The 22,577-nt window shown below is 29.7% G+C and carries 18 protein-coding genes and 3 tRNA genes; 8 read left to right on the top strand and 13 right to left on the bottom strand.

From position 1 onward, the window contains the following. Nucleotides 1–15: 15 nt before the first annotated feature. The 5 genes from ACKTTQ_RS01695 to ACKTTQ_RS01675 form a co-directional block, all read right to left on the bottom strand. Nucleotides 16–88: transfer RNA gene (locus tag ACKTTQ_RS01695), tRNA-Lys, on the bottom strand. A 237-nt stretch (nt 89–325) separates the two neighbouring features. Then, nucleotides 326–408, bottom strand: a tRNA-Tyr gene (locus tag ACKTTQ_RS01690). 40 nt (nt 409–448) lie between these two features. Next, nucleotides 449–521 (bottom strand) — tRNA-Lys (locus tag ACKTTQ_RS01685). A 133-nt stretch (nt 522–654) separates the two neighbouring features. Beyond that, complete coding sequence (locus ACKTTQ_RS01680) at nt 655–1,419, bottom strand: ABC transporter ATP-binding protein (protein WP_093868865.1); 765 nt, start codon at nt 1,417–1,419, stop codon at nt 655–657. 1 nt (nt 1,420) lies between these two features. Beyond that, nucleotides 1,421–2,161: an MlaE family ABC transporter permease gene (locus ACKTTQ_RS01675; RefSeq protein WP_093868866.1), complete on the bottom strand. Its 741-nt coding sequence runs from the start codon at nt 2,159–2,161 to the stop codon at nt 1,421–1,423. Between the two features lie 116 nt (nt 2,162–2,277). On the opposite strand from ACKTTQ_RS01675, the gene pafA reads away from it, so the two are divergent. Continuing rightward, the gene (gene pafA / locus ACKTTQ_RS01670; RefSeq protein WP_408048239.1) at nt 2,278–3,918 is read left to right on the top strand and encodes an alkaline phosphatase PafA; all 1,641 of its coding nucleotides are present in this window, start codon (nt 2,278–2,280) and stop codon (nt 3,916–3,918) included. 40 nt (nt 3,919–3,958) lie between these two features. Here the strand turns inward: pafA and ACKTTQ_RS01665 are convergent, their stop codons facing one another. The 3 genes from ACKTTQ_RS01665 to ACKTTQ_RS01655 form a co-directional block, all read right to left on the bottom strand. Then, nucleotides 3,959–4,114 (bottom strand): YqaE/Pmp3 family membrane protein, encoded by a 156-nt coding sequence (locus ACKTTQ_RS01665; RefSeq protein WP_113786645.1) that lies wholly within the window; start codon nt 4,112–4,114, stop codon nt 3,959–3,961. 106 nt (nt 4,115–4,220) lie between these two features. Further along, nucleotides 4,221–4,637, bottom strand: coding sequence for a hypothetical protein (locus ACKTTQ_RS01660; protein WP_408048238.1), 417 nt, complete (start codon nt 4,635–4,637; stop codon nt 4,221–4,223). A 112-nt stretch (nt 4,638–4,749) separates the two neighbouring features. Next, nucleotides 4,750–7,248: a M14 family metallopeptidase gene (locus ACKTTQ_RS01655; protein ID WP_408048237.1), complete on the bottom strand. Its 2,499-nt coding sequence runs from the start codon at nt 7,246–7,248 to the stop codon at nt 4,750–4,752. 151 nt (nt 7,249–7,399) lie between these two features. On the opposite strand from ACKTTQ_RS01655, the gene ACKTTQ_RS01650 reads away from it, so the two are divergent. The 4 genes from ACKTTQ_RS01650 to ACKTTQ_RS01635 all read left to right on the top strand — a co-directional run bounded on the left by ACKTTQ_RS01650 (nt 7,400) and on the right by ACKTTQ_RS01635 (nt 13,021). After that, the gene (locus tag ACKTTQ_RS01650; protein ID WP_408048236.1) at nt 7,400–8,491 is read left to right on the top strand and encodes a bestrophin family protein; all 1,092 of its coding nucleotides are present in this window, start codon (nt 7,400–7,402) and stop codon (nt 8,489–8,491) included. 136 nt (nt 8,492–8,627) lie between these two features. Beyond that, nucleotides 8,628–11,135, top strand: coding sequence for a T9SS type A sorting domain-containing protein (locus ACKTTQ_RS01645; protein ID WP_408048235.1), 2,508 nt, complete (start codon nt 8,628–8,630; stop codon nt 11,133–11,135). Between the two features lie 61 nt (nt 11,136–11,196). Beyond that, entirely contained in the window at nt 11,197–11,622 is a 426-nt protein-coding gene (locus ACKTTQ_RS01640; RefSeq protein ID WP_408048234.1) for a hypothetical protein, read from the top strand. A gap of 298 nt (nt 11,623–11,920) precedes the next feature. After that, entirely contained in the window at nt 11,921–13,021 is a 1,101-nt protein-coding gene (locus ACKTTQ_RS01635; protein WP_408048233.1) for a WD40/YVTN/BNR-like repeat-containing protein, read from the top strand. A 193-nt stretch (nt 13,022–13,214) separates the two neighbouring features. Here ACKTTQ_RS01635 and hglS read toward each other — a convergent pair whose 3' ends face one another. Then, nucleotides 13,215–14,642 (bottom strand): 2-oxoadipate dioxygenase/decarboxylase HglS, encoded by a 1,428-nt coding sequence (gene hglS, locus ACKTTQ_RS01630; protein WP_408048232.1) that lies wholly within the window; start codon nt 14,640–14,642, stop codon nt 13,215–13,217. A 155-nt stretch (nt 14,643–14,797) separates the two neighbouring features. Here hglS and ACKTTQ_RS01625 point away from each other — a divergent pair, with 155 nt between their 5' ends. The 3 genes from ACKTTQ_RS01625 to ACKTTQ_RS01615 all read left to right on the top strand — a co-directional run bounded on the left by ACKTTQ_RS01625 (nt 14,798) and on the right by ACKTTQ_RS01615 (nt 18,746). Beyond that, complete coding sequence (locus tag ACKTTQ_RS01625; protein ID WP_093868875.1) at nt 14,798–15,256, top strand: Lrp/AsnC family transcriptional regulator; 459 nt, start codon at nt 14,798–14,800, stop codon at nt 15,254–15,256. A gap of 3 nt (nt 15,257–15,259) precedes the next feature. Further along, nucleotides 15,260–18,157: an FAD-binding and (Fe-S)-binding domain-containing protein gene (locus tag ACKTTQ_RS01620; RefSeq protein ID WP_408048231.1), complete on the top strand. Its 2,898-nt coding sequence runs from the start codon at nt 15,260–15,262 to the stop codon at nt 18,155–18,157. Nucleotides 18,158–18,293: 136 nt separating this feature from the next. Next, complete coding sequence (locus ACKTTQ_RS01615) at nt 18,294–18,746, top strand: hypothetical protein (protein ID WP_093868877.1); 453 nt, start codon at nt 18,294–18,296, stop codon at nt 18,744–18,746. A gap of 33 nt (nt 18,747–18,779) precedes the next feature. Here ACKTTQ_RS01615 and ACKTTQ_RS01610 read toward each other — a convergent pair whose 3' ends face one another. The 4 genes from ACKTTQ_RS01610 to moeB all read right to left on the bottom strand — a co-directional run bounded on the left by ACKTTQ_RS01610 (nt 18,780) and on the right by moeB (nt 22,531). Then, the gene (locus ACKTTQ_RS01610) at nt 18,780–19,313 is read right to left on the bottom strand and encodes an alpha/beta hydrolase (protein WP_408048230.1); all 534 of its coding nucleotides are present in this window, start codon (nt 19,311–19,313) and stop codon (nt 18,780–18,782) included. Between the two features lie 56 nt (nt 19,314–19,369). Next, nucleotides 19,370–20,302 (bottom strand): citrulline utilization hydrolase CtlX, encoded by a 933-nt coding sequence (gene ctlX / locus ACKTTQ_RS01605; protein WP_408048229.1) that lies wholly within the window; start codon nt 20,300–20,302, stop codon nt 19,370–19,372. Between the two features lie 22 nt (nt 20,303–20,324). Further along, a complete protein-coding gene (locus tag ACKTTQ_RS01600; protein WP_408048228.1) occupies nt 20,325–21,365 on the bottom strand; it encodes a flavin-containing monooxygenase in 1,041 nt (346 codons plus the stop codon). Between the two features lie 110 nt (nt 21,366–21,475). Beyond that, nucleotides 21,476–22,531 (bottom strand): molybdopterin-synthase adenylyltransferase MoeB, encoded by a 1,056-nt coding sequence (gene moeB / locus ACKTTQ_RS01595; protein ID WP_408048227.1) that lies wholly within the window; start codon nt 22,529–22,531, stop codon nt 21,476–21,478. Between the last annotated feature and the right edge of the window lie 46 nt (nt 22,532–22,577).

Here is a 22,577-nt window from a genome sequence, read left to right as displayed (position 1 = left end):
TATAAGGAAGTTTTGTGACCGGGCTGGGGCTCGAACCCAGGACCCTCTCCTTAAAAGGGAGATGCTCTACCAACTGAGCTACCAGGTCATTATTCCGCATTTGCATGTCTGCGATTGCGGGTGCAAATATAGAATGTTTTATTAATTATACAAACTTTTTTTTATCAATTATTTCCAAAAAAAAACAACTAGGAAAACACCTTCTTACGATACTAGATAACATCGAAAATAAAACACTCATAATCAAACATTAAGAAATATTAAAAGCCATTCGATAATTTTTTGACCAGCAAAAAAAAACCTCAATCATACCGATTGAGGTTTGTGGGGAGAGCAGGATTCGAACCTGCGAAGTCGTAAGACAACGGAGTTACAGTCCGTCCCATTTGGCCGCTCTGGAATCTCCCCTCATAAAAAAAGCTTCTCGTTTATAAACAAGAAGCTTTTGTGACCGGGCTGGGGCTCGAACCCAGGACCCTCTCCTTAAAAGGGAGATGCTCTACCAACTGAGCTACCAGGTCATTTTTGCTTTTCACTTTTCCGTGTTTGCGGGTGCAAATATACAACCTTCTATTTGTTCTGCAAGTTTTTTTATTGTTTATTTTTAATAAAAAACAAAACAAATTCACATCAACCTAAAGAAGAAGGAGTTACCTACAAATCATTTAAATAGGCTTTCCTTACTTTTTTGAATAACTCAGACGAATACACGAAGTTTACTACAGCTTCATTATCTGTTTTAAATATTTCTTTACTGGTTCCTTCCCATGCTTTTCTTCCATCTTTAAGAAAAACTATCTTTTCACCAATCTCCATAACCGAATTCATATCATGCGTATTAATAACTGTTGTTATCATATATTCATCTGTAATCTCTTGAATAAGATTATCAATTACAATAGCCGTTTTTGGGTCTAAACCTGAATTAGGTTCATCACAAAACAAATATTTAGGGTTCATAACAATCGCTCTAGCTATTGCAACCCTTTTTTGCATTCCCCCAGATAATTCAGCTGGAAACTTTTTATTTGAGTTTTCTAGATCAACTCTTTTTAATACAAAATTTACCCTATCTAACATTTCCGAATCAGGTTGCTTTGTAAACATTTTTAAAGGAAACATTATATTTTCTTCTACAGTTTGTGAATCGAACAAAGCACTCCCTTGAAAAACCATTCCTACTTCTTGTCGAAATTGCCTTTTATCTTCAATGGTCATTTCAGTATTTATTCTACCATCATATAAAATACTTCCTTTTTCAGGTGTATGCAAACCTACAAGCGATTTTAAAAACACCGTTTTTCCAGATCCACTTTGTCCAATAATCAAACTTGTTTCTCCAGGATGAAAAGTTGCTGAAATACCTTTTAAAACTTTAACTTCCTTAAATCCTTTATGTAAATCTTTTACTTCTATCATATTAAGTCAATAGCATTTGAGTTAAAAAATAATTAGCTATTACTATAACAACTATAGTCCAAACTACTGATTGTGTACTTGCTTTTCCTACCTCTAGTGAACCTCCTTTAACAAAATACCCCTGATATGAAGGTATTGTAGCTATTAAAAAAGCAAAAATCACTGTTTTTATTAAAGCGTACGTTATTAAAAAAGGGTCAAATTCCATTTGTATTCCCTCAATAAAATCTGCTCCAGAGAATAATCCTGATAAAACCCCTGTTACCCATCCACCGAAAATGCCTAAAAACATTCCTAACACTATAAGAAAAGGGTAAAAAAATACAGTTGCTATAATTTTAGGCAGTACTAAATAGTTAAGGGAATTTATTCCCATTACTTCAAGCGCATCTATTTGTTCTGTCACTCTCATAGTTCCTATACTAGAAGTTATATATGAACCTACTTTTCCAGCTAAAATGATAGAACAAAATGTAGGTGCAAATTCTAAAATCACCGATCTTTTTGCCGCAAAACCAATTAAACTCTTTGGTATAAATGGGTTTTCTAAATTTAATGCTGTTTGTAATGCTATAACTCCTCCTATAAAAAATGAAATAAAGGCTATAATCCCAATTGATTTATGCCCAAGTTCTTCTATCTCTCTAAATAAAGCTTCTTTAAATACTCTAGCTCTTTGAGGTCTTTTAAAAACTTGTTTTAGCATTATAAAATACTTTCCTACATGCTCTATATAATTCATTAATTAATATTAATTTTTCTTTTGCTAAAGTATAAAAAACCATTAACTCTATCCCTACTTATATGCTTAAGCTTTCTTTTTTAATTACCTTTGGTTCTTCATAATTATTTTTTAAAATGAAAAAAAATCTTATTCTCTTATTTGCTTTTTTATTGACTATAATGGCCTTTAAACCAGCAACAAAAAAAAATGATAAAAAACCAAAACTTGTAGTTGGTGTTGTTATTGATCAAATGAGGTATGATTACCTTATCAGATTTTCAAAAAAATATGGTAATGATGGTTTTAAACGCTTATTACGTGAAGGGTTTTCACTTGAAAATGCTCATTATAACTACATTCCTACTTATACTGCCGTAGGACATACTTCTATTTACACAGGTACTACTCCTATAAATCATGGTATTATTGGTAACCACTGGTATGATAAATATTTAAAAAAATCTATTTATTGTGTTACTGACAAGAATTATAAAACAGTTGGTAACAATGGTATGGACGGAGAAAAATCTCCATACAGAATGGTCACTTCTACTATTACAGATCAATTACGTTTAGCTCAAAACATGAATGGAAAAACCATTGGTATAGCAATTAAAGATCGTTCAGCTATTTTACCAGCTGGTCATACAGCTAATGCTGCTTATTGGTTTGATGGTGGTAAAAATGGACAATGGATATCTTCTTCTTTTTACATGGATAATTTACCTAAATGGGTAAAACGTTTTAATAATTTAAAAAAAGATGATGAGTATTTAAGTAAGCCATGGAATACGCTATATGATATTAAAACCTACACTGAAAGTATAGCTGACGATAATAACTTTGAAGCTACTTTTAAAGGTGAAGCTAAACCTGTTTTTCCTCATGACATTCCTAACTTAAGAGCTAAGAACAATAATTATAGTATTTTAAAAGCAATTCCTGCGGGAAACTCTTTTACTACAGATTTTGCTAAAGCTGCAATTATTGGAGAAAATTTAGGAAAATCTAATTATACAGATTTCTTAGCAGTTAGTTATTCTTCAACCGATTATGTTGGCCATCAATTTGGCGTTGCTTCAAAAGAAATAGAAGACACTTATTTACGTTTGGATAAAGACTTAGCAAGTTTATTTAAATTTTTAGATACTGAGGTAGGAAAAGGGAATTACACTCTTTTTTTAACTGCTGATCATGCTGCAACAGAAGTTCCTTCTTATTTAAAATCTGTAAAAATTCCTGCAGGCTACATAAAACCTGTTAAATTTTTAAATTTTCTAAAGAAAGTAACTAACAACTATTTTAAGTCTGATGAGTTAATTGAAAATATTTCAAATTTTCAAATTTTCTTAAATAAAGAAAAAATCAATGAACTAAAATTAGATTATGAAAAAGTAGCTAAGACTATAGCAAATGAAGCTATAAATTATAAAGGGATTTATAAAGCTGTAACTGCTAAAACTATGCAGAATACTAATTTTACTAATGGGATTTTAAATTCTTTACAAAATGGGTATAATCAAAAATATTCAGGTGATGTATTATTAGTACCAAACCCTTCAACTATTGTATATCCTAAAAAAGGAACTACTCATGGGTCGGGATATTCATATGATACTCACGTACCTATTATTTTTTACGGAAAAGGGATTAAACAGGGAAGTTCAAAAAGAAAATATGAAATTATAGATATTGCACCTACTCTATCTAATTTATTACAGATAGAATTTCCGAATGGAAATACAGGTAAAGTAATTCATGAAGTTTTAAATTAAAAATAAAAAAGGCGCTAATTAGCGCCTTTTTTATTTTTAATTAATTCGGGTTGTTCAAAATTACCAATGCTCCAATTACGCCAGGAACCCAACCACAAAGGGTTAGTAAAAATACAATAACAACAGAACCACATCCTTTTCCTAGTACTGACAAAGGCGGAAAAAATATTGCCAGTAAGACTCTTAATAAACTCATAGTTAATCTAATTCTTTATTATAAAGACGTCTTTTATTAAATTTTGTTACACAAAAGAGCAATGAATTAAATATTTAATTCATTGCTCTTTATATTTTAATCTAAATTACTGTGCTTTTTTTGTTATGCATAAATCATAACCATACCCATTTCTATTATGTACCCTTATATCTTCAAAAACAATATTTTGTAACTTTTTAATCATTACTCTAATTTGAATCTCTCCTTCTCCAAAAACACTATCTTTTACTTTTAAAAAAGTTTCAAAACCTCTTTTAACATTAAATTTTTCTTGCATAGAAAAGTTTTCATAGGGCATAATTCCTTTAGAAGTATACTCTAATTCTCCATTTACATTTCGGAATTCAATTTTTACATTATTCTCACTTTTACTTTTTACGATAACTTCATATGTAACTTCATACTCATTTTCTTCAGGTAAATCATTGCTTTTACTACATGATAAAAACAATATACAAAAGATTACAAATGTTAACTTATGTAAAAAACTAACTAACTTCATATATTTAATTATTAATTGTATCTGTAACACCTTTTATAGTACTACAATCAATTTTACAGTTAAACATATAACTTTTTATTCACCCTACCTTATTAACTTTATTTAACTATGACTACATTATTCTCCCAAAGAAAACAGCATTCATTAATAGTTTATTGGTTCCGAACCAAAAACCTCTAAAGTTAGTATTATCAGTAAAAACAATTACTTTCCCACTACCAAATCTTTGAACTTTAAAAGGCACTGAATTTTTCAATTCCTTCAAATTTTCTTTTGAAATATAACCACTTAATAAAGGTTTTTTAGTGTATTGAATTGGATTATTATAACTTTTTTTATCAGCCTTTAAGAATAACTTTGTATTTCTAAACAATGCTATTTTTTGATTTTTATATCCAAAATTTATAGGATGTGATTTATCTATATCAGCTTCAAAAATAGCCCCTCCAATTACCTGAGCACCTGATTGTAATCTTCTGTTTTCAAATGACACATTATTTACTACATCTATTTTTGACTTATTAAATTCTACTTTAATAAGTTTTTGATTAGCTAATAATTTTACAGCATTTCTATACCCAACTAAAACACCTCCATTACGAACCCAAGTTTTTATTTTATTAATTATAGCTCCATTTAAAGAATAACTATTTGGTAGTATTAAGGTTGTATATTTACTTAAATCTACTCTTTCTATATAGTCAGTATCTAATTTAGTTAACTTAATATTAAATCGTTGGTCAAATAAATGCCATATTTCACCTGCATCATAACTAGTAATTCCTTTTCCTACAAGCATAGCCACTTTAGGCTTTTTAATTGCTCTAAAATTTCTACTTCCTAAATCAGCTCCATTATTTAATCCAGTTGTAACTCCTTTAATTTTTACATTACTTTTTTCAGCTACTTCTCCTAAAAAATTAAATAATTGATTATTATTAAGTTTTTGATTTTGTACTGGTATAAAAATAGTTCCGTAATCGTAGACTATACCATCATTATTAAACTTTTTCATTCCTACTTTAGCTCTAATTCCTTTATCTAAAATTGCATGCAAAGCTTTAGGAGCATAATATTCATTCCAAGGCATTAAGTAACCAACACTACTTTTTACTGTAACACTTCCTTTATTCTTCTGCAAATTTTCAATTTTCTTCCCAGCTACTGAAAGCGATTGATTCTTAATCATATCAACCCCAAAAGCATGATTAAATGTCCAAGCAGAAACATCATAAAATAAGCTATCTTTAAATGTTTTACGCACATCAAACATTGCTTCTATTAACCTTTTATTCTTTTGATTCATTGGAACTACATAACTATACCCTTTTTTAAATTTTTTCCCTTCACTAGTTATGTCTGATTTTAACTCATGTATATTTATATGATGTCTTTTTAACACTTCAGCTAAATGATACACTTTTCCGGCATCTTTTTCATCTCCAAAAACAAGTGCTTTATTTTGTTTTTCGTTCCTAGCTTTTTCATAAAAATCTTGTTGGTATTTCAAAATCTTTACGCGCATACTTTTTGCAGCTTCTAATGTTGATAAAGTAGCTGTAAATTGATTTCTAATTGTAAACGGAAAGGTTAAAACTCCATTATCACTTTCTTGTGCATGCCCTCTTGAACTACCTTGCTCAAATAAAATACCGATACTTCCATTTATGTCTGGAAATGTAGAACCTTTTCCGTAATAAAAATCATCAAAATCTTCTTCAGAGTAATATAATGATCCAATTTTATCAAATGCTTTTGCATGGTAAGTACCTATTTCTTTAGTTAACTCTTGATTTAACTGGGGAGTTAAAGGATTTGTTCTTTCAGGTATTCCAGGTTGAAAGAAAAAAGTAGAATTAGTTCCCATTTCATGATGATCGGTTAAAATATTTGGCAACCACTCGTGAAATGTTTTAATTCTCACTTTACTTTCAGGTAATTGTACAGGCAACCAATCACGATTCATATCGAACCAATAATGATTCGTTCTTCCTCCTGGCCAAACTTCATGATACTCCCTATCATTTGGATCTGGATTAATGTTATTAGCTTTATTTGTGTTGGCCCAATAAGCAAAACGTTGTAATCCATCAGGATTTAATGATGGATCAAATAATATTATCGTATTATTTAATAGTTCATTTATCTTATTCCCCTCAGCAGCGGCTAAATAATAGGCTGCTGCTAATGATGCATTAGACCCACTTGCCTCATTACCATGTATAGAGAATCCTTGATATACTACAATTGGTAAACTAGTAACATTTACTGTTTTATCATCGGTTGCTTGAATATGCTTTAACCTAATTTCATCTAGATTACTATGATTTTTTGGAGATGTTATTTTTAGTAATAATAATGATCGTCCTTCATAAGTATTTCCTCTATCTTCTATACTAATTCTATCTGATGCTTTTGCCAAAGCCTTCATATACTCCACTAACTTATCATGCGTTATATGCCATTCTCCTACTTCATGTCCTATAACAGATTTAGGCGTTGGTATATTTTTATTATAAGAAACATCTTTAGGCAAATAGTAGGATAAATCTATTTCTTGTGCTTTTATATGTATACTTATAAAAAATAAGCATAGGAGTAATTTTTTCATTAGTTATAATTTGATTAAACCATAAAGATACTCATTCTTAGATTTTAACAAATCCTACTATAGTTTTTAACGATTTTTTAAGAAAACTTTTATCATCAAAGAAATTCAATATGCTTTTCATATTTTAGTTATCAATTAATTTAAAAAAATCATGTACATAAAAAAAACGTATCCCTTAAAGGGAATGCTAAAATGGACAAGGAGGTATACTTATGTATTTTTACTTTTAAGTACTATTCCTGTTTTTTTATTTGACATTTTGCGATGGAAATGGCTTTACATACCATGGCTCCCTTTAGGTGTATTGGGTACAGCAGTTTCTTTTATTGTTAGTTTTAAAAACAATGCTTCATATGATCGTTTATGGGAGGCCCGTAAAATTTGGGGAGGCATTGTAAATACTTCTCGATCTTTTACCATCATGATCAAAGATTTCATAAAAAACGATAACATTTCTAATAGTGAACTGAAAAAAATTCATCGTGAATTAGTGCATCGTCATGTCGCTTGGTTAACAGCTTTACGTTATCAACTAAGAAAACATAAACCATGGGAAAACCATATTAAACCTAGTAAATCGAATAAAGAGTTTAGAGAAAAAAACTTTGTGGTTTTAGAACAAACAATACCCATTGAAAAAGCTATAAATCCATATATTTCTAATAATGAATATAAAGAGATTTTTGCAAAAGGAAATCAAGCATCTCAATTATTAGGAATTCAGTCTAGACGTATAAAAGAATTACAAAGTGAAGGGTTAATTGATGATTTTCGTCATATGGAACTTGAAAAAATATTGGTTGAATTGTATACACTTCAAGGAAAAAGTGAACGCATTAAAAATTTTCCTTATCCTAGACAATTTGCTACTTTAAACTTTATATTTATTTGGATCTTTATCATTCTTTTACCCTATGGAATGATGCAAGAATTTGAAGCTTTGGGTGATAGAATTCTTGCTTCATTAGCAAACCATGAATTTAAAACAGTTATCATGCATAAAATTCAAGAATTCATTGCTATACATTTTGAATGGTTTTCTATCCCGTTCAGTACACTATTAGCTTGGATATTTTATTCTATGGAAGCTATTGGAGAAAATTCTGAAAACCCTTTTGAAGGTGGCCCTAATGATGTACCTATAAGCGACTTATCAAGAGGAATTGAGATTGACATACGTCAATTAATCGATGATACTGACATCCCAGAATCTTATGAATGGGAAAATGATATTATACTATAATTCACTATATTTTTTTCAATAAAAAAGACATGAAAAAGATTTAAAAACATTGATAATGTTAAAGTTTTAATAAAAAAATAAGTAGGGTAATTTTTTTTAAAACTGTCTTTATAGGGAAACAAGACAATTATAAAAAATGAAAAATCAATTATCCCTACTTTTATTAATTACCTTTTTATGCTCGTATAAAATAAGCGCGCAACAATCAAATTGGAGAGATGCTCCGTTAAAAAAAGATGCAAATTATTTCAATATTCTAAAAAGTAATGAGCAAAGAATATCTGCTGCTAAAAGAAGCTCTAACAAAGTTTCGAAAAAACAGATAAAACAATTTAACCGTTGGAAAAACTTTTGGAAAGATAGAATTTTACCTGATGGTTCTTTTGTTTCTGCTACTCATAACTACAATGAATTAAAAAAAGAAAACAAGCGTCATGCTCGTTTACGTAAAAAGCAATCTACAAGTTGGTCTATAGTAGGGCCACTTACTCCTCCAAAATCTTCAATTGGTTTTTACCCTGGAATGGGAAGAGTTAATACTGTTGCTTTTAAAGGAACCGATACCAATACAATGTATGTAGGTACTCCAGGCGGTGGTGTTTGGAAAACAACTGATGGAGGGAAAAATTGGGCTGCAAAAGGTGATAACTTTCCTAATTTAGGTGTTTCACACATTGTAATTCACCCAACTGATTCTAAAATTTTATACTTAGCTACTGGTGATTATGATGGTGGTCAAAATAGGTCTGTAGGAGTGTTTAAATCTGTTGACTCAGGTGAAAACTGGAATGCAACTGGTTTGTCTTTTTCTTTAAATCAAAATAACATAATAAGTAAATTACTTATTGACCCTAATAATCCAAATACAATTTTTGCTACTACTAAAAACAGCATTAAAAGATCTACGGACGGAGGTACGAATTGGACGGATGTTTTTACTGAGAATTTTTCTTCTTTCAATGATATTCAATATAAAACTGGAAGTAGCACTATAATTTATGCTACAACAAAATATGGTAGTTTGTATATTTCTAGAAATAACGGTGCAACATGGTCAGTAGCTTCAAAACCTTCTTCTTCAAGATTAGATATTGCTCAAACTACTAATGATCCTAATTTAATTTTATCTCTTGATAGTAGCGGTATAGTTAGAAAATCAACTGATGAAGGAAAAACATGGACAACAGTATCAACAATTAGCGGATACTCAGCTCAAGGTGGATACAATATGACTTTAGCTATTTCTCCTTTAGATAAAAATTTAATTTTAGCTGGTGGTGTTGAAGGTTGGCGCTCAAAAAATGGAGGAACTAGCTGGGAAAAATATTTAGATGGATATTGGGAGACTGGAAACCCATATTTTTATGTTCACTCTGATCATCATGATATGATGTTTGTTCCTGGAACAAATACTGCTTTTTCTGTAAATGATGGTGGTATTTTTAAAGGTGATGCTTCTTCAGACACAAAATGGGCAGATTTATCTTCTGGTTTAGCTATTACTCAATATTACAATGTTTCTGGAACTCCAAAAGATCAAGGAAAATTAATCTTGGGAGCACAAGATAATGATATTGCTATTTATGATGGAAGTAATGGTTTTAAAGGTGAAAATCCTGGTAGTGATGGTGTAGAAGGATTATGGGATTATTCAGATTCAAATATTGCTTGGTCTTGTAGCCAGCAAGGTGGAATGAATAGAACTTTAGATGGATTTAAAACTGCTGCTACTAGAGTATCTACACCTTCTGGAGCTCCTTTTGTTTGGGAACTAGAAATACACCCAACTGATCCGAAAACTATTTTTGGTGGTTTTGGAGATATTTACAAATCTACTGATAGAGGAAACAACTGGATTAATTTAAATTCTTCTGCAGGGACTATCGAATTTATATCAATAGCTCCTTCTAATGCGAATATAATATATGTTTCTGGTCAAAGTGGAGTTGTAAGAAAAACAACTAATGGAGGAACAACTTGGACTAGCATTACTTTACCACAAAGAGGAAACGTGAAAAGTATTGAAGTTCACCCAACGAATCCTTCTGAAGTATATATAGCATACTCTGGATATTCAGTAAATAAAGTTTTTAGATCTACAAATGGTGGTACTAGCTGGACTAATATAACAGGTGCTTTACCAAATATACCTACACATAAAATAATATATAGAACAGGTAGTTCTGATGGTGAGTTATTTTTAGCTACTGATTTAGGTGTTTACTATAGAACAAATTCAAAAGGAGACTGGGTTAGATTAGGAAGTGGATTACCTAATGTTATTGTTCATGACATTGAGATTCACTATGCAACTAACAAACTTAGAGCTGCTACTTATGGTAGAGGTGTTTGGGAAGCTTCTATAAGCTCATCTGCTTTAGGTACTGAAGACAACAAATTACCTAAAACTGCTATATCTTTATTTCCTAACCCAACAAATAGCAAAAACATTAACATTAAATTAAATAAACTTACTGGGAAAACGAATATACTTATATATAATATTATTGGAAGTGTTGTTAAAGATTTAACTATTGAAAACACTGAAAAAAACATTAATCTTTCAGGTTTCTCAAATGGTATTTATTTAGTTAAAATCACTAACAATAATAAAAGTATTACTAAAAAATTAATTGTAAAATAATTTGATTAAATTCAAACACAGAATAAATAATTATTTATTCTGTGTTTTTATTAAATTTCTTATGAAAAAATTCAGTATATTATTCTTATCTCTCTTTGTATTAATAAGTTGTAATCAATCACTAAAGTTAGTATCTGCTACAAAACAAACAGTTTTCCCTGGTAGACCTACCGAGAAAGCATTTACTAATTATATTTTAAAATTCTCTGTTGATTATAGTACACAAATAGAAATTGATAGTATTAAAATACTTCAAAATGATAAATCTCATATAACTACAAAATATTTGTTAAAACATGAAAACGCTTCTTCTTATAGCAAATCAATATCAGAAAAAGGGAGTTATACAATAGAAATACCACTTAAAAACATAAATACTTTAAGTACTTCATCTAATAATAGTATACTATTATACTTAAAAGAAATGGGCAAACTCAAAGAGTTTAAAATTTCTAAATTTAAGAATGAAGAAAAAAGAAAAAGGTGATAAATAAAAAACCGAGCTAGTTAGCTCGGTTTTTTATTTACATAAAGTTCTAATTATACTTCCTTCTTGAGTATTAAAATTAACGTTAAATATTATAATATATTTAACGTTAATTTTAATATTGAATAATGCTATAACTTTACTTTTATCTACCTAAAAATACTAGGTAAATTATGGTATACGCTACTTACTTTTTAAGAACTGAATTTAATCATTTTCTCTCTTCTCTTTTTTATAAAAATCATTTTCATTAAACATTTTTAGATCTTAATACATTTACAAACACACAAAAAAATCTATGAAATTATTAAAAGTACTATTTTCAATTTTCGTATTAACTTTATTAGTTAATTGCTCTGAAAACACATCTATTCCAGATCAAAACACTTCTCCTCCAATTTCTAACTCTATTGAATTAACAACTATTAAAATACCAACTAAACTCACTCTTAATTGTATTGAGTTTACAAATGCTCTTAACGGTTTTATTGCTGCTGGTAGTGTTTACCCTAATAAAGAAAGTGAAATTTTAAAAACAACTGATGGAGGAACTACTTGGAAAAAAGTATATTCTTCTTCTGACTTTTCAATAAACAGCATCTCTATAAAAAATAACAATGAAGTCTTTAGTGTTACTGACAACGGAACTATTCTTTCTTCAAGTAACGGAGGAACTACCTGGAATATAGACTCTAGACTTAAAGCTAAAGGCTACTACATGAGCTCAATTAAATTTACGAGCAATAATGAAGCATACATAGTTGGGCAAAAGGGAGCTAAGGCTCATGGCTTTATTTTAAAAACTATAGATAATGGTTTAACATGGACTGATCTTGAAAAGGAAAATACTAATCCAAATTATAACTACGAACAACTACTTGAAAACAACCATTTAACTTCTATAACTTATTTTGCACCAACTAATGCCTTAATATTTAGCGGTGGTACTTGGAATGATGGTAAAATTTCTATAAAAAACAATGATTTTTGGGATGTAAATACAATAAACGAGCCTGTTAAATTTACAGATATGGCTATTAAAAATGATTTTTTAATAGCAGTAGGTAATAATGGACAAACAAATGCTAGCACAGAAAAAGGAGCAATACATTCATATAATTCTAATACCAAAATATGGAAAAGTATCGATTATAATTCTGATAACAAACTAACCAACGTAGCTATGGCTGAAAACACTATTCTTATAGCTGGTAGAAATAAATCTAACAACCTAACAAATGGTGAATATCTAGCAATCTCAATAGATAACGGTAAAACATGGAGTAGAATACCACATAAACATGTAGTTGCAGAATGGAATGACTTACATGCTATAAACGCTAAATCATTTTTTGCAATTGGTTACAAAGGATTATTGGTTAAAATAACATTGAAATAATAACATAATCATTTCAGTATTACCTCTTATTTTTTAGGTAAAGAATAATCACATAGAAAATTGTTTTTCTATGTGATTATTTAACATGTATAATGCTTCCTATAAACCTCAATAGAAGACTCTCCCCATTAACGCTATTTAAAGCAAAATTTAAATTTGATATTACGTATAATTTTTATCAATCAATAATACTTTAAACATTTATTAGTGCTAAGCATTTTTCAATAGTTTCCTCTTGCATATCTTCATACCACTGCATCAACCTGTAAACTGGCTCTCCTAAATCTTTTTCAAATAACGATTGATTAGAAGTTCCTTCATATTTACGTTTAGCATCATCTGTACCTAAATTAGAAGCAAAAATACCTGCTGCACTTACTGGAAGAAAATCTTCGTAAACCATTGGTTCAATAATCAAATATCCTTTCTCTAATAATTGATTAACATCTAATTTTGTATACAATTTATCTTTTGGTAAACTATTCGCTTTTTCAGTAATGAAATAGTGAAAATAAGCTAATTCTTGAGAATGAAGTTCATCATAATTATCAGGAAAAACTTTAAAATTATCTTTCAGTAATTTGTTATATTCAGTAGAGTTTTCTGCTGTTGGTGATCCGCCTATCGCCCTACGTGTCTTACTTAGTAATTCATTATATAAATCTTGTCCTTTTTGTGTTAACGCCACACCACGCTGTTCAATCTCTCCAAAACGAGCTTTGTGCTCCCCCATCTCTTCATTTCCTGTACTATTCTTAAAAGCCACTTTTTCTGTCAATGCTTTAAAACTAGTTTGGCGTAATAAAATAGGGCATTTTCTTGCTGGTGGTCCTTCTATAGTATCTTTTGCAGGAATATTCCGAGCCTCCATACTAGCTTGCACCGTATCTATATCTAAAGTTCTAGGTGTTAAATGATTTATATGCGGGCCTTTAAATGCAACTACATCAGCAATTAACCTATGTTGGTTTAACAGCGTTTGGTACATATTATAATCTACTGTTGCTGATTCATGCCATCGGAAAGTTTCCGACGCTTCTCGAACAAAAGTTTCAGTATCCTCTATAGTTAAACCTCCTTCTTTTTCAAACTTATCTATAAGTTTTAATGCTTTTTCCGTAAATATCTGACGATTTTCAAGAATGGATTCTACATTACTTCGAAGCTGATCATCATCAATTAGATCTAAACGCAATAAAGATGTAAAAACTCTGAAAGGTGCCTGATTAAGAGCTGTATTATCAATAGCTCTAAATGCAGTAGCATGCACAGGAACTCCAGCCGTTGCTAGATCATAATACCCAACAGGGTACATACCCATTACTTTAAACAAACGTCTCATGGTAAATAGTTCTTCAGGTTTCCCTAAACGAATTGCTCCATGTCGCTCCATATTTAACCTAGATACTTCTCCTGTACGTGATAGTTGCTCCTTAATCTCGTTCGAATCTGAAAGTACTTTTTCATTAATATCATGAACCAAATCCAATAGTTCTCCATAAAGAGGAACCTCATCCTTATACATATCAGACATAACCTTTGAAAAACGACTACGAATATATTCTGGAGAAACAAATGCCTTAACAGTATGACATTCTTCTACTATACTTTTTGATGACATATTTTATTAAAATTTTAAGCAAAAATAAATCGTATTTCTTTCAAAAACATATAATTATAAGTAAATTTACACTTTAAATAATCATTTTATATTAAATTGACTTTTAAACAACCTGTAAAAGTAAATTTAATTTTTAACAACTTGAAAATTACTATATGAATAATCAATTTGATTATATTGATAAACAAATACTAATTCATTTACAATCTGATGCTAGAAAAGCTTTTTCTCAAATAGCAGAAGAATTAAAAATTTCTAATTCATTAGTACATCAACGAATAAAAAAACTAACAGAATCTGGTGTCATAAAAAATGCTGAATTTTTACTTGACGAAAAAAAATTAGGCTATAAAACTAAATCATATACAGGAATCAGATTACGAGAAGCTCGCTTTGCTAAATCAGTAATGGAAGAACTTAAAAAAGTTGATGAAATTGTTGAATCCAATTATGTTTCTGGAAATTATGCTATTTTTATTCTGATATTTGCACGAGACAATGAACATTTACGTGAAGTTTTGTACGAACAGGTTCATTTAATTAATGGTGTTGCTGGAACAGATACTTTTATTTGTTTTGATGCAGGTTTTAAAAGAAATATCCCTATTCAATAGAAGATGATAAATACTACCGTTTTAACAAAGTTAGAAAATTCTTTACATGGAGAATTATTATACGATAATTTACATAAAAATATTTATGCTACTGATGCTTCTGTATATCGTAAAATACCATTAGCTGTTGCGTACCCAAAAAACAAGGAAGATATTAAGATGTTAATTTCTTTTGCTACTGAAAATAGTATTACTTTAATTCCTCGTACTGCTGGAACATCTTTAGCAGGTCAATGTGTTGGAGATGGTATTGTAGTTGATGTATCTAAATACTTCACTAACATGCTTGCTTTTGATGAAAAAGCAAAAACTATTACAGTTGAACCTGGAATTATTCGTGATGATTTAAATCGTTTTCTAAAACCCTTTGGTTTATTTTTTGGACCAAATACCTCAACTTCAAATCGATGTATGATTGGAGGAATGGTAGGAAACAATTCATCTGGTAGTACATCAATTCGTTACGGTGTTACTCGTGATAAAGTGCTAAGTATTGAAGGTATTTTAAGTGATGGTAGTGATGTTACTTTTTCTGAAATTAACTCTATAGAATTCCAACAAAAAAAATCAAATAATTCACTTGAAGGAAAAATTTATAGTTCAATTTATAATGAGCTTTCACAAAAAATTATTCAACAAGAAATAAAAAAAGAGTTCCCTAAAGAAAGTATTCATAGAAGAAATACTGGGTATGCTGTTGATGAATTTTTAACCTCAGATTTATTTGGGGGTAATGAACCAACTATAAACCCTGCTAAATTTTTATCTGGTAGTGAAGGTACTTTAGTTTTTTCTACTTCAATTACCATACAACTTGATGATTTACCACCTACTCAAAGCATTATGGTATGTCCTCATTTTACAAGTGTAAACGAAAGTTTAAAAGCCACAGTTACAGCTATGAATCATAATTTATATGCTTGTGAACTTATGGATAAAGTGATTTTAGACTGTACTAAGAATAACCGTGAACAAACTAAAAATCGTTTCTTTTTACAAGGAGATCCTGAAGCTGTATTAATGCTAGAAGTTTCTGCTAACACAATAGAACAAGCAGAAGTTTTAGCTGATAAACTTATTAAAGATTTAGAAACTAATAATTTTGGCTATCATTATCCAAAAGTTTACGGAAAAGATATTGCTAAAGTTCATCACTTAAGAAAAGCTGGCTTGGGGTTATTAGGTAATATTATTGGAGACATGAAAGCAGTTGCTTGTATTGAAGATACTGCTGTTGCCTTAAACGATTTACCAGAATATATTGAAGAGTTTACTCAAATTATGGATAAATATCAGCAAGACGCAGTTTATTATGCCCATGCTGGTGCAGGTGAATTACACTTACGTCCAATTTTAAATTTAAAAAAGCAGGAAGATGTTTCTCTTTTCAGAAAAATAACTACTGAAACTGCTGAATTAGTAAAAAAATACCAAGGTTCATTTAGTGGTGAACATGGAGATGGAATTGTTCGTGCTGAATTTATTCCTTTAATGATTGGTGAGAATAATTATCAATTATTACGTAGAATCAAAAAAGCTTTTGATCCTAATAACATTTTTAATAAAGGAAAAATTACTGACGCTTTTCCTATGGATAAAAGCTTACGTTATGAAATTGATCGGGTTGAACCTAAAATTGATACAATACAAGATTTTTCGGATAGTGAAGGGATATTAAAGTTAGCAGAAAAATGTAATGGTTCTGGAGATTGTAGAAAGTCACCTGAAGCTGGAGGAACTTTATGCCCTAGTTATAGAGCTACACGAAATGAAAAAGAATCCACCCGTGCAAGAGCAAATACTTTACGTGAAGTATTGACAAATAATACAGCAAAAAACAAATTTGATTCTAAAGAATTAAAAGATATTTTAGATTTATGCTTAAGCTGTAAAGCTTGTGCTACAGAATGCCCAAGTAATGTTGATATTGCCTCTATGAAAGCAGAGTTTTTATATCAATATCAAGAAACTAATGGCTATTCTTTCCGCAGTAAATTATTTGCAAACAATTCAAAATACAACAAATTAGGAAGTAAGCTCCCTGCTTTAACAAACTTTTTTACCAACACAACGATTGCTAAAAAAGTAATGGGTGTAGCTACCGAACGAAGTGTTCCTAAATTAGATAAACAACCTTTAGAAGCTTGGTTAAAAAAGCACACCTCAAAAACTACAAATAAAACTGTTTATCTATTTAATGATGAATTTACCAATTATTATGATACTGAAATAGGGAAAGACACAGTAATTGTTTTAGAAAAACTAGGTTATGAAGTAAAATCAATAAAACATGAAGAAAGCGGACGTAGTTATATTTCAAAAGGTTTTTTAAAGGAAGCTAAAGAAATAACCAATAAGAACATTGCTGTTTTTAAAAATTTAATTTCTAATGAAACCCCTTTAATAGGTATAGAGCCTTCTGCTATTTTAACTTTTAGAGATGAATATATTCGTTTAGCAGATGATAAACTAGGAGCAAAAGAAATTGCAAAAAACACATTTACTATTGAAGAGTTTTTAGCTAACGAACACAAAAAAAATAATATTGATATTTCTATTTTCACGAGTGATGCTAAAGAACTAAAAATTCATGGTCACTGTCATCAAAAAGCATTATCTAGTACTCATGCTTCATTTAGTATATTAAACATACCTGAAAATTACAAAGTAACAATTATGAATACTGGTTGTTGTGGAATGGCTGGTTCTTTTGGATATGAAAAAGAGCACTATAAAGTAAGTATGCAAGTGGGTGAAGATACTTTATTTCCTAAAATTAGAAACTGTTCTAAGCAAACAGAAATTGTTGCTGCAGGAACAAGTTGTCGACATCAAATTTATGACGGTACCAAACGTATTGCTAAGCATCCTATAACAATATTAAAAGAATCATTAATTTAATATTAGTTAATTATTTACAAATACACATAAGTTCATTAACAATTCATTGAACTTATGTGTTCACTCATCTAAAAAACAATACTTTAACGAATATATTTCGTATATTTAAGAGATATGTAATTTTAAATATACAATTATGTCAAAAAATAAAATAATCATTAACAATGCCTTACTTATTTTTGGAGGTATTGTCGGGTTCTTTTTTTTAATGAAAATATTGGGTTTAAATAATGTTTCTGAATTACGTTTATTAAATTTTGTTTTTGTGCTTTGGGGAATAAACAAGGCTATAAAAACAAACATTAAACTAAATCAAGAATCATTATACTTTTCAAATTTTTCAATAGGAGTAGGAACTTCAATTTTAGCCGTAGGCCTTACCATTTTAGGCTTAATAATTTATGTTGGATTTATTGATCCTGAACTAATTACCGTATTAGGAAACTCTTCTTTTTGGGGTAAAAACTTAAATTTATCTTTAATTGTTTTTGCTTTAGCTATTGAAGGAATTGCTTCATCAGTTATTTGTTCTTTTATTTTAATGCAATACTATAAGAATTATAAAATAACCAATACTTCTATAGCTTAAAAAAAACTTGAATTAAATAAAAAGGATTTCAATTTAATTGAAATCCTTTTTATTTATAATTTCTTTACAAACAAATGTTGCAAAGTTTTTATCTCTATATATATCATGATTTCCTTTTACTTTTAGAATAGGTAAATTCATTATTTTAAACCAAGTATCCTTAGGCACAAACCTATCATTTTCTGAAAAATATAAGAAAATATTACCCAAAGGTTTTTTAGACTCATATCTTAATCTAGTAGAAGAAATACAGTACATTAATAATTTTCTATTACTTTGCATTGCAAAATTCCAAGCTATAGTTCCTCCTATACTAAACGCAAGTACTATTGTATCATTTTGTTTTTCAATTTCGAAAAGTTTAGAAATAGCTTTTTCAATACCGCCATTTACAAATTGCTGATGCAGGTTTTCTTCTGTATAAATCGTTGTATTAATTTCAGCTAGTTCACAGCTATCATAAAAAACAATTTCAAAATCATTTTTTAATAGTTCTGTATAATTTGTTAACCATGTTGCTTTCTTTTCTCCCCATAAATCTGATAGAATAATTAATCTTTTCATCATAATAAATTATTAGATATAACTATAAAAAGGGCTGAGAATAATAAAAATCAACAAATTTATTTTTTTAAAAACACTTCCGCCATCATACAACGAGCACTACCACCTCCACAAGTTTCAATAGTTTCAAGTGAACTGTGTACTATTTTACAATGCTTTTCAATTATAGCTACCTGATTTTCAGTTAATGAATTGTAGGCAGAAGAACTCATTACTAAAAAACGTTCATCATCATTTCCTATAAGCTGTAACATATTTCCTGCAAACTGAGTTACTTGTTTTTCAGTTATGGCAATAACCTCTTTTCCATCAGACTTAAAATGTTTTACTAACTCTTTTCTTTCTTTTTTATCATCAATAGCATCTATACAAACTACTACAAAAGTTTCTGCTACGCACATCATAACATTAGTATGATAAATAGCTTCTCTGTTACTTCCTACCGTTTGATTTGCAACAAAAACTACAGGTGTATATTCAAAATCTTCACAAAACTCAATAAATAACTCCTCATCTGCTCTAGGTGATAAAGCACAATAGGCTTTTTGGTTAGTGCGATCTAAAATCATACTTCCAGTTCCTTCTAAAAAAATGCCTTCTTCTTCAGCCTCAGAATAATCAATAACATTTTCTATTATAAATCCTTTACTCTCTAAAACCTCTAATACATCATCTCTTTTTTCAAGACGTCTATTTTCAGCAAACATTGGATATACGGCAACATCTCCATTTTCATGAAAAGAAATCCAGTTATTAGGAAACAAAGCATCTGGTGTATCTGGTGTTTTAGTATCTTCAATTACTACCACCTCTACTCCTACTCCTTCTAATTTACCAACAAAATCATCAAATTCTTCCTGTGCTTTAGCATTAATAGTTACGGGTAACATTCCAGCTAATTCCTGTTGGTAATAATTATTAACAGCAGTTTGTTCGTTCATTCTAAAACTAGAAGGGCGAACCATTAAGATAGTATTGGTAGTTTGCTTCATACTACGAAGGTAAAAATATTTCTTATTTTTTGCGCATTATATCAGCTAAATAACTAGCATCTTTTGAAACTCCTCCCAATGTTGCTGATCCTCTAGTAAACATCCAAGGTAACCCTATAAAGTATAAACCTTCTATATTACTTACACCTCTATAGTTTTTAGGATAATTTCCTTCATCTAACTCTAGTCCTTCAATCCATTTAAAGTTCGGACGATACCCAGTTGCCCAAACAATATTTTTAATAGTAGAAATTTTATTCTTTTCAAAATGGATATCGTTTTTAAATGCATCCCTTGTTCTTCCAACGCAAACTACATTTTTTCGAGAAAGTATTCCCTTTACATCTGTTCCTATAACTGGTTGAGAAGAAGAACTAATTTTTTTCCCAATCCAACTATACTTACTATAACTTAAAAAACCGATTAAAGTAAACCACCACCATAATGTTTTACCTAAAAACTGTTGGGGTAACGATTTTACAGAAGTATCTCCAGAAAAATAAACAGTTCTTGAAGAGTTCTCAGATATTTCATTTAAAATTTGATACCCAGAATCTCCCCCGCCTACAACTAATGTATCACCGTTTTGTAACTGGTTTTTATTTTTATAATAGTTACTATGCATTTGAAGTATACTATCAGATATTTTAGTATGACAAGGTGGTGTATAAGGAATATGAAAAGGACCTGTTGCAACTACTACGTTTTTTGCCTCAATACTCCCATCTTTATACTTAATAAAAAAACCTTCTTTAGTTTTACTAACAGAAGTTACTAGAGTATTTAGCTGTATTGGAATACTATTTTTTTCAACATAAGATTTAAAATAATTACTAACTTCAACTTTTGAAGGGTAATACCCTTTGGGGGCATTAAATTTTAATCCCGGTAAATGATTATACTCTGTGGGGGTAAAAAGTTTTAAAGAATCCCATCTATTCAACCAAGAAGCACCAATTTCATTTTCTCCATCAAGAACTATAAACTTTTTATCCATTTTTCCTAAATGGTAAGCCATAGACAATCCTGCTTGCGCTCCTCCAATTACTACATAATCTAACATCTAATGCCCTTTTATTGATTTACGCTACAAAGGTAAATACAAATAAACGCATAAACACTAAGTTCTTAGTATACTTTTAAGTGATTAAAATTAGTTAAATATCTAATTTTTTATTTGATGCCATTTTTTAAATTCACAAAAACAGTATTATTCAACTCACCCTCTAATACATTAATTGCTTTTTTGCTTCGCATTCCTGATCTACAATATACTACTATCGGTTTTGAAGTATCTAGTTCTAAATATCTTTTTGGAATTTCTCCTAACGGAATGTGCTGTCCTCCTATATGGTGTTCTTCACGTTCCCAGTATTCTCGAACATCCAACAAATTATACATCTCTAAATTATTTTGTAATTCACCCAATGAAATTTCATTATTCATTGATTTTATCCCACAGAAAAAATCATAGTCTTCTTCTAACTCGGTAACCTCAGCTTTTTCTGTTCTTTCGAATTTCAATATCATTTGACGCATACTTAGTGTATCATACATCAATAATTTATTTGCTAACACCTCACCCGTTTCACAAATTATTTTAATTGTTTCATTTGCTTGAAGACTTCCTATAATTCCTGGCAACACACCCAAAACTCCAATTTCGGAACAATTTGGAGATTTATCTGGTTTTGGAGGTGAAGGATATAAACACCTATAAGTTGCACTCTTTTTGTAATTAAAAACACTTACCTGCCCTTCAAACTTAAAAATGGCCCCATAAACTAAAGGTTTATTCGTTAATAGAGAAGCATCATTAGTCAAATATCGTGTTGAAAAATTATCACTTCCATCTACAATAACATCGTAGTTTTCAAATAACTGAATTGCATTCGCTCGAGTTAGCTTTTCTTTATATACTGTAAAGATTACAAATGGATTTAATTTAGACAATCGTTTTGATGCCGTTTCTGCTTTGGATAAGCCTATATCATCTATGGTATATAAAATTTGACGTTGTAAATTACTTTGATCTATTTCGTCATCATCTATAATTCCAATATTACCAACTCCTGCAGCAGTTAAGTATTGTAACACAGGACATCCTAGTCCTCCTGCTCCAATAACCAAAACTTTAGCCTTCTTTAATTTCAATTGACCTTCTTCTCCTATTTTATCTAAAATAAGGTGACGGTTATACTGCTTTTTTTCTTCTGGAGTTAAACTCATTTTAACTAATTATTCTTTTCTATTAATAAAAGACAATCAAAGAGAA

The organism is Tenacibaculum halocynthiae, assembly GCF_964512825.1.
GTDB classification, from domain to species: domain Bacteria; phylum Bacteroidota; class Bacteroidia; order Flavobacteriales; family Flavobacteriaceae; genus Polaribacter; species Polaribacter halocynthiae.
Note: the sequence above shows the minus strand (reverse complement) of the source record. Positions and strands in the feature narration are given on the sequence as shown.

Coding starts and splice junctions, on each gene's coding strand:
- ACKTTQ_RS01680 (WP_093868865.1), bottom strand. CDS start 1,419: ATGATAGAAGTAAAAGATTTACATAAAGGATTTAAGGAAGTTAAAGTT.
- ACKTTQ_RS01675 (WP_093868866.1), bottom strand. CDS start 2,161: ATGAATTATATAGAGCATGTAGGAAAGTATTTTATAATGCTAAAACAA.
- pafA (WP_408048239.1), top strand. CDS start 2,278: ATGAAAAAAAATCTTATTCTCTTATTTGCTTTTTTATTGACTATAATG.
- ACKTTQ_RS01665 (WP_113786645.1), bottom strand. CDS start 4,114: ATGAGTTTATTAAGAGTCTTACTGGCAATATTTTTTCCGCCTTTGTCA.
- ACKTTQ_RS01660 (WP_408048238.1), bottom strand. CDS start 4,637: ATGAAGTTAGTTAGTTTTTTACATAAGTTAACATTTGTAATCTTTTGT.
- ACKTTQ_RS01655 (WP_408048237.1), bottom strand. CDS start 7,248: ATGAAAAAATTACTCCTATGCTTATTTTTTATAAGTATACATATAAAA.
- ACKTTQ_RS01650 (WP_408048236.1), top strand. CDS start 7,400: ATGTACATAAAAAAAACGTATCCCTTAAAGGGAATGCTAAAATGGACA.
- ACKTTQ_RS01645 (WP_408048235.1), top strand. CDS start 8,628: ATGAAAAATCAATTATCCCTACTTTTATTAATTACCTTTTTATGCTCG.
- ACKTTQ_RS01640 (WP_408048234.1), top strand. CDS start 11,197: ATGAAAAAATTCAGTATATTATTCTTATCTCTCTTTGTATTAATAAGT.
- ACKTTQ_RS01635 (WP_408048233.1), top strand. CDS start 11,921: ATGAAATTATTAAAAGTACTATTTTCAATTTTCGTATTAACTTTATTA.
- hglS (WP_408048232.1), bottom strand. CDS start 14,642: ATGTCATCAAAAAGTATAGTAGAAGAATGTCATACTGTTAAGGCATTT.
- ACKTTQ_RS01625 (WP_093868875.1), top strand. CDS start 14,798: ATGAATAATCAATTTGATTATATTGATAAACAAATACTAATTCATTTA.
- ACKTTQ_RS01620 (WP_408048231.1), top strand. CDS start 15,260: ATGATAAATACTACCGTTTTAACAAAGTTAGAAAATTCTTTACATGGA.
- ACKTTQ_RS01615 (WP_093868877.1), top strand. CDS start 18,294: ATGTCAAAAAATAAAATAATCATTAACAATGCCTTACTTATTTTTGGA.
- ACKTTQ_RS01610 (WP_408048230.1), bottom strand. CDS start 19,313: ATGATGAAAAGATTAATTATTCTATCAGATTTATGGGGAGAAAAGAAA.
- ctlX (WP_408048229.1), bottom strand. CDS start 20,302: ATGAAGCAAACTACCAATACTATCTTAATGGTTCGCCCTTCTAGTTTT.
- ACKTTQ_RS01600 (WP_408048228.1), bottom strand. CDS start 21,365: ATGTTAGATTATGTAGTAATTGGAGGAGCGCAAGCAGGATTGTCTATG.
- moeB (WP_408048227.1), bottom strand. CDS start 22,531: ATGAGTTTAACTCCAGAAGAAAAAAAGCAGTATAACCGTCACCTTATT.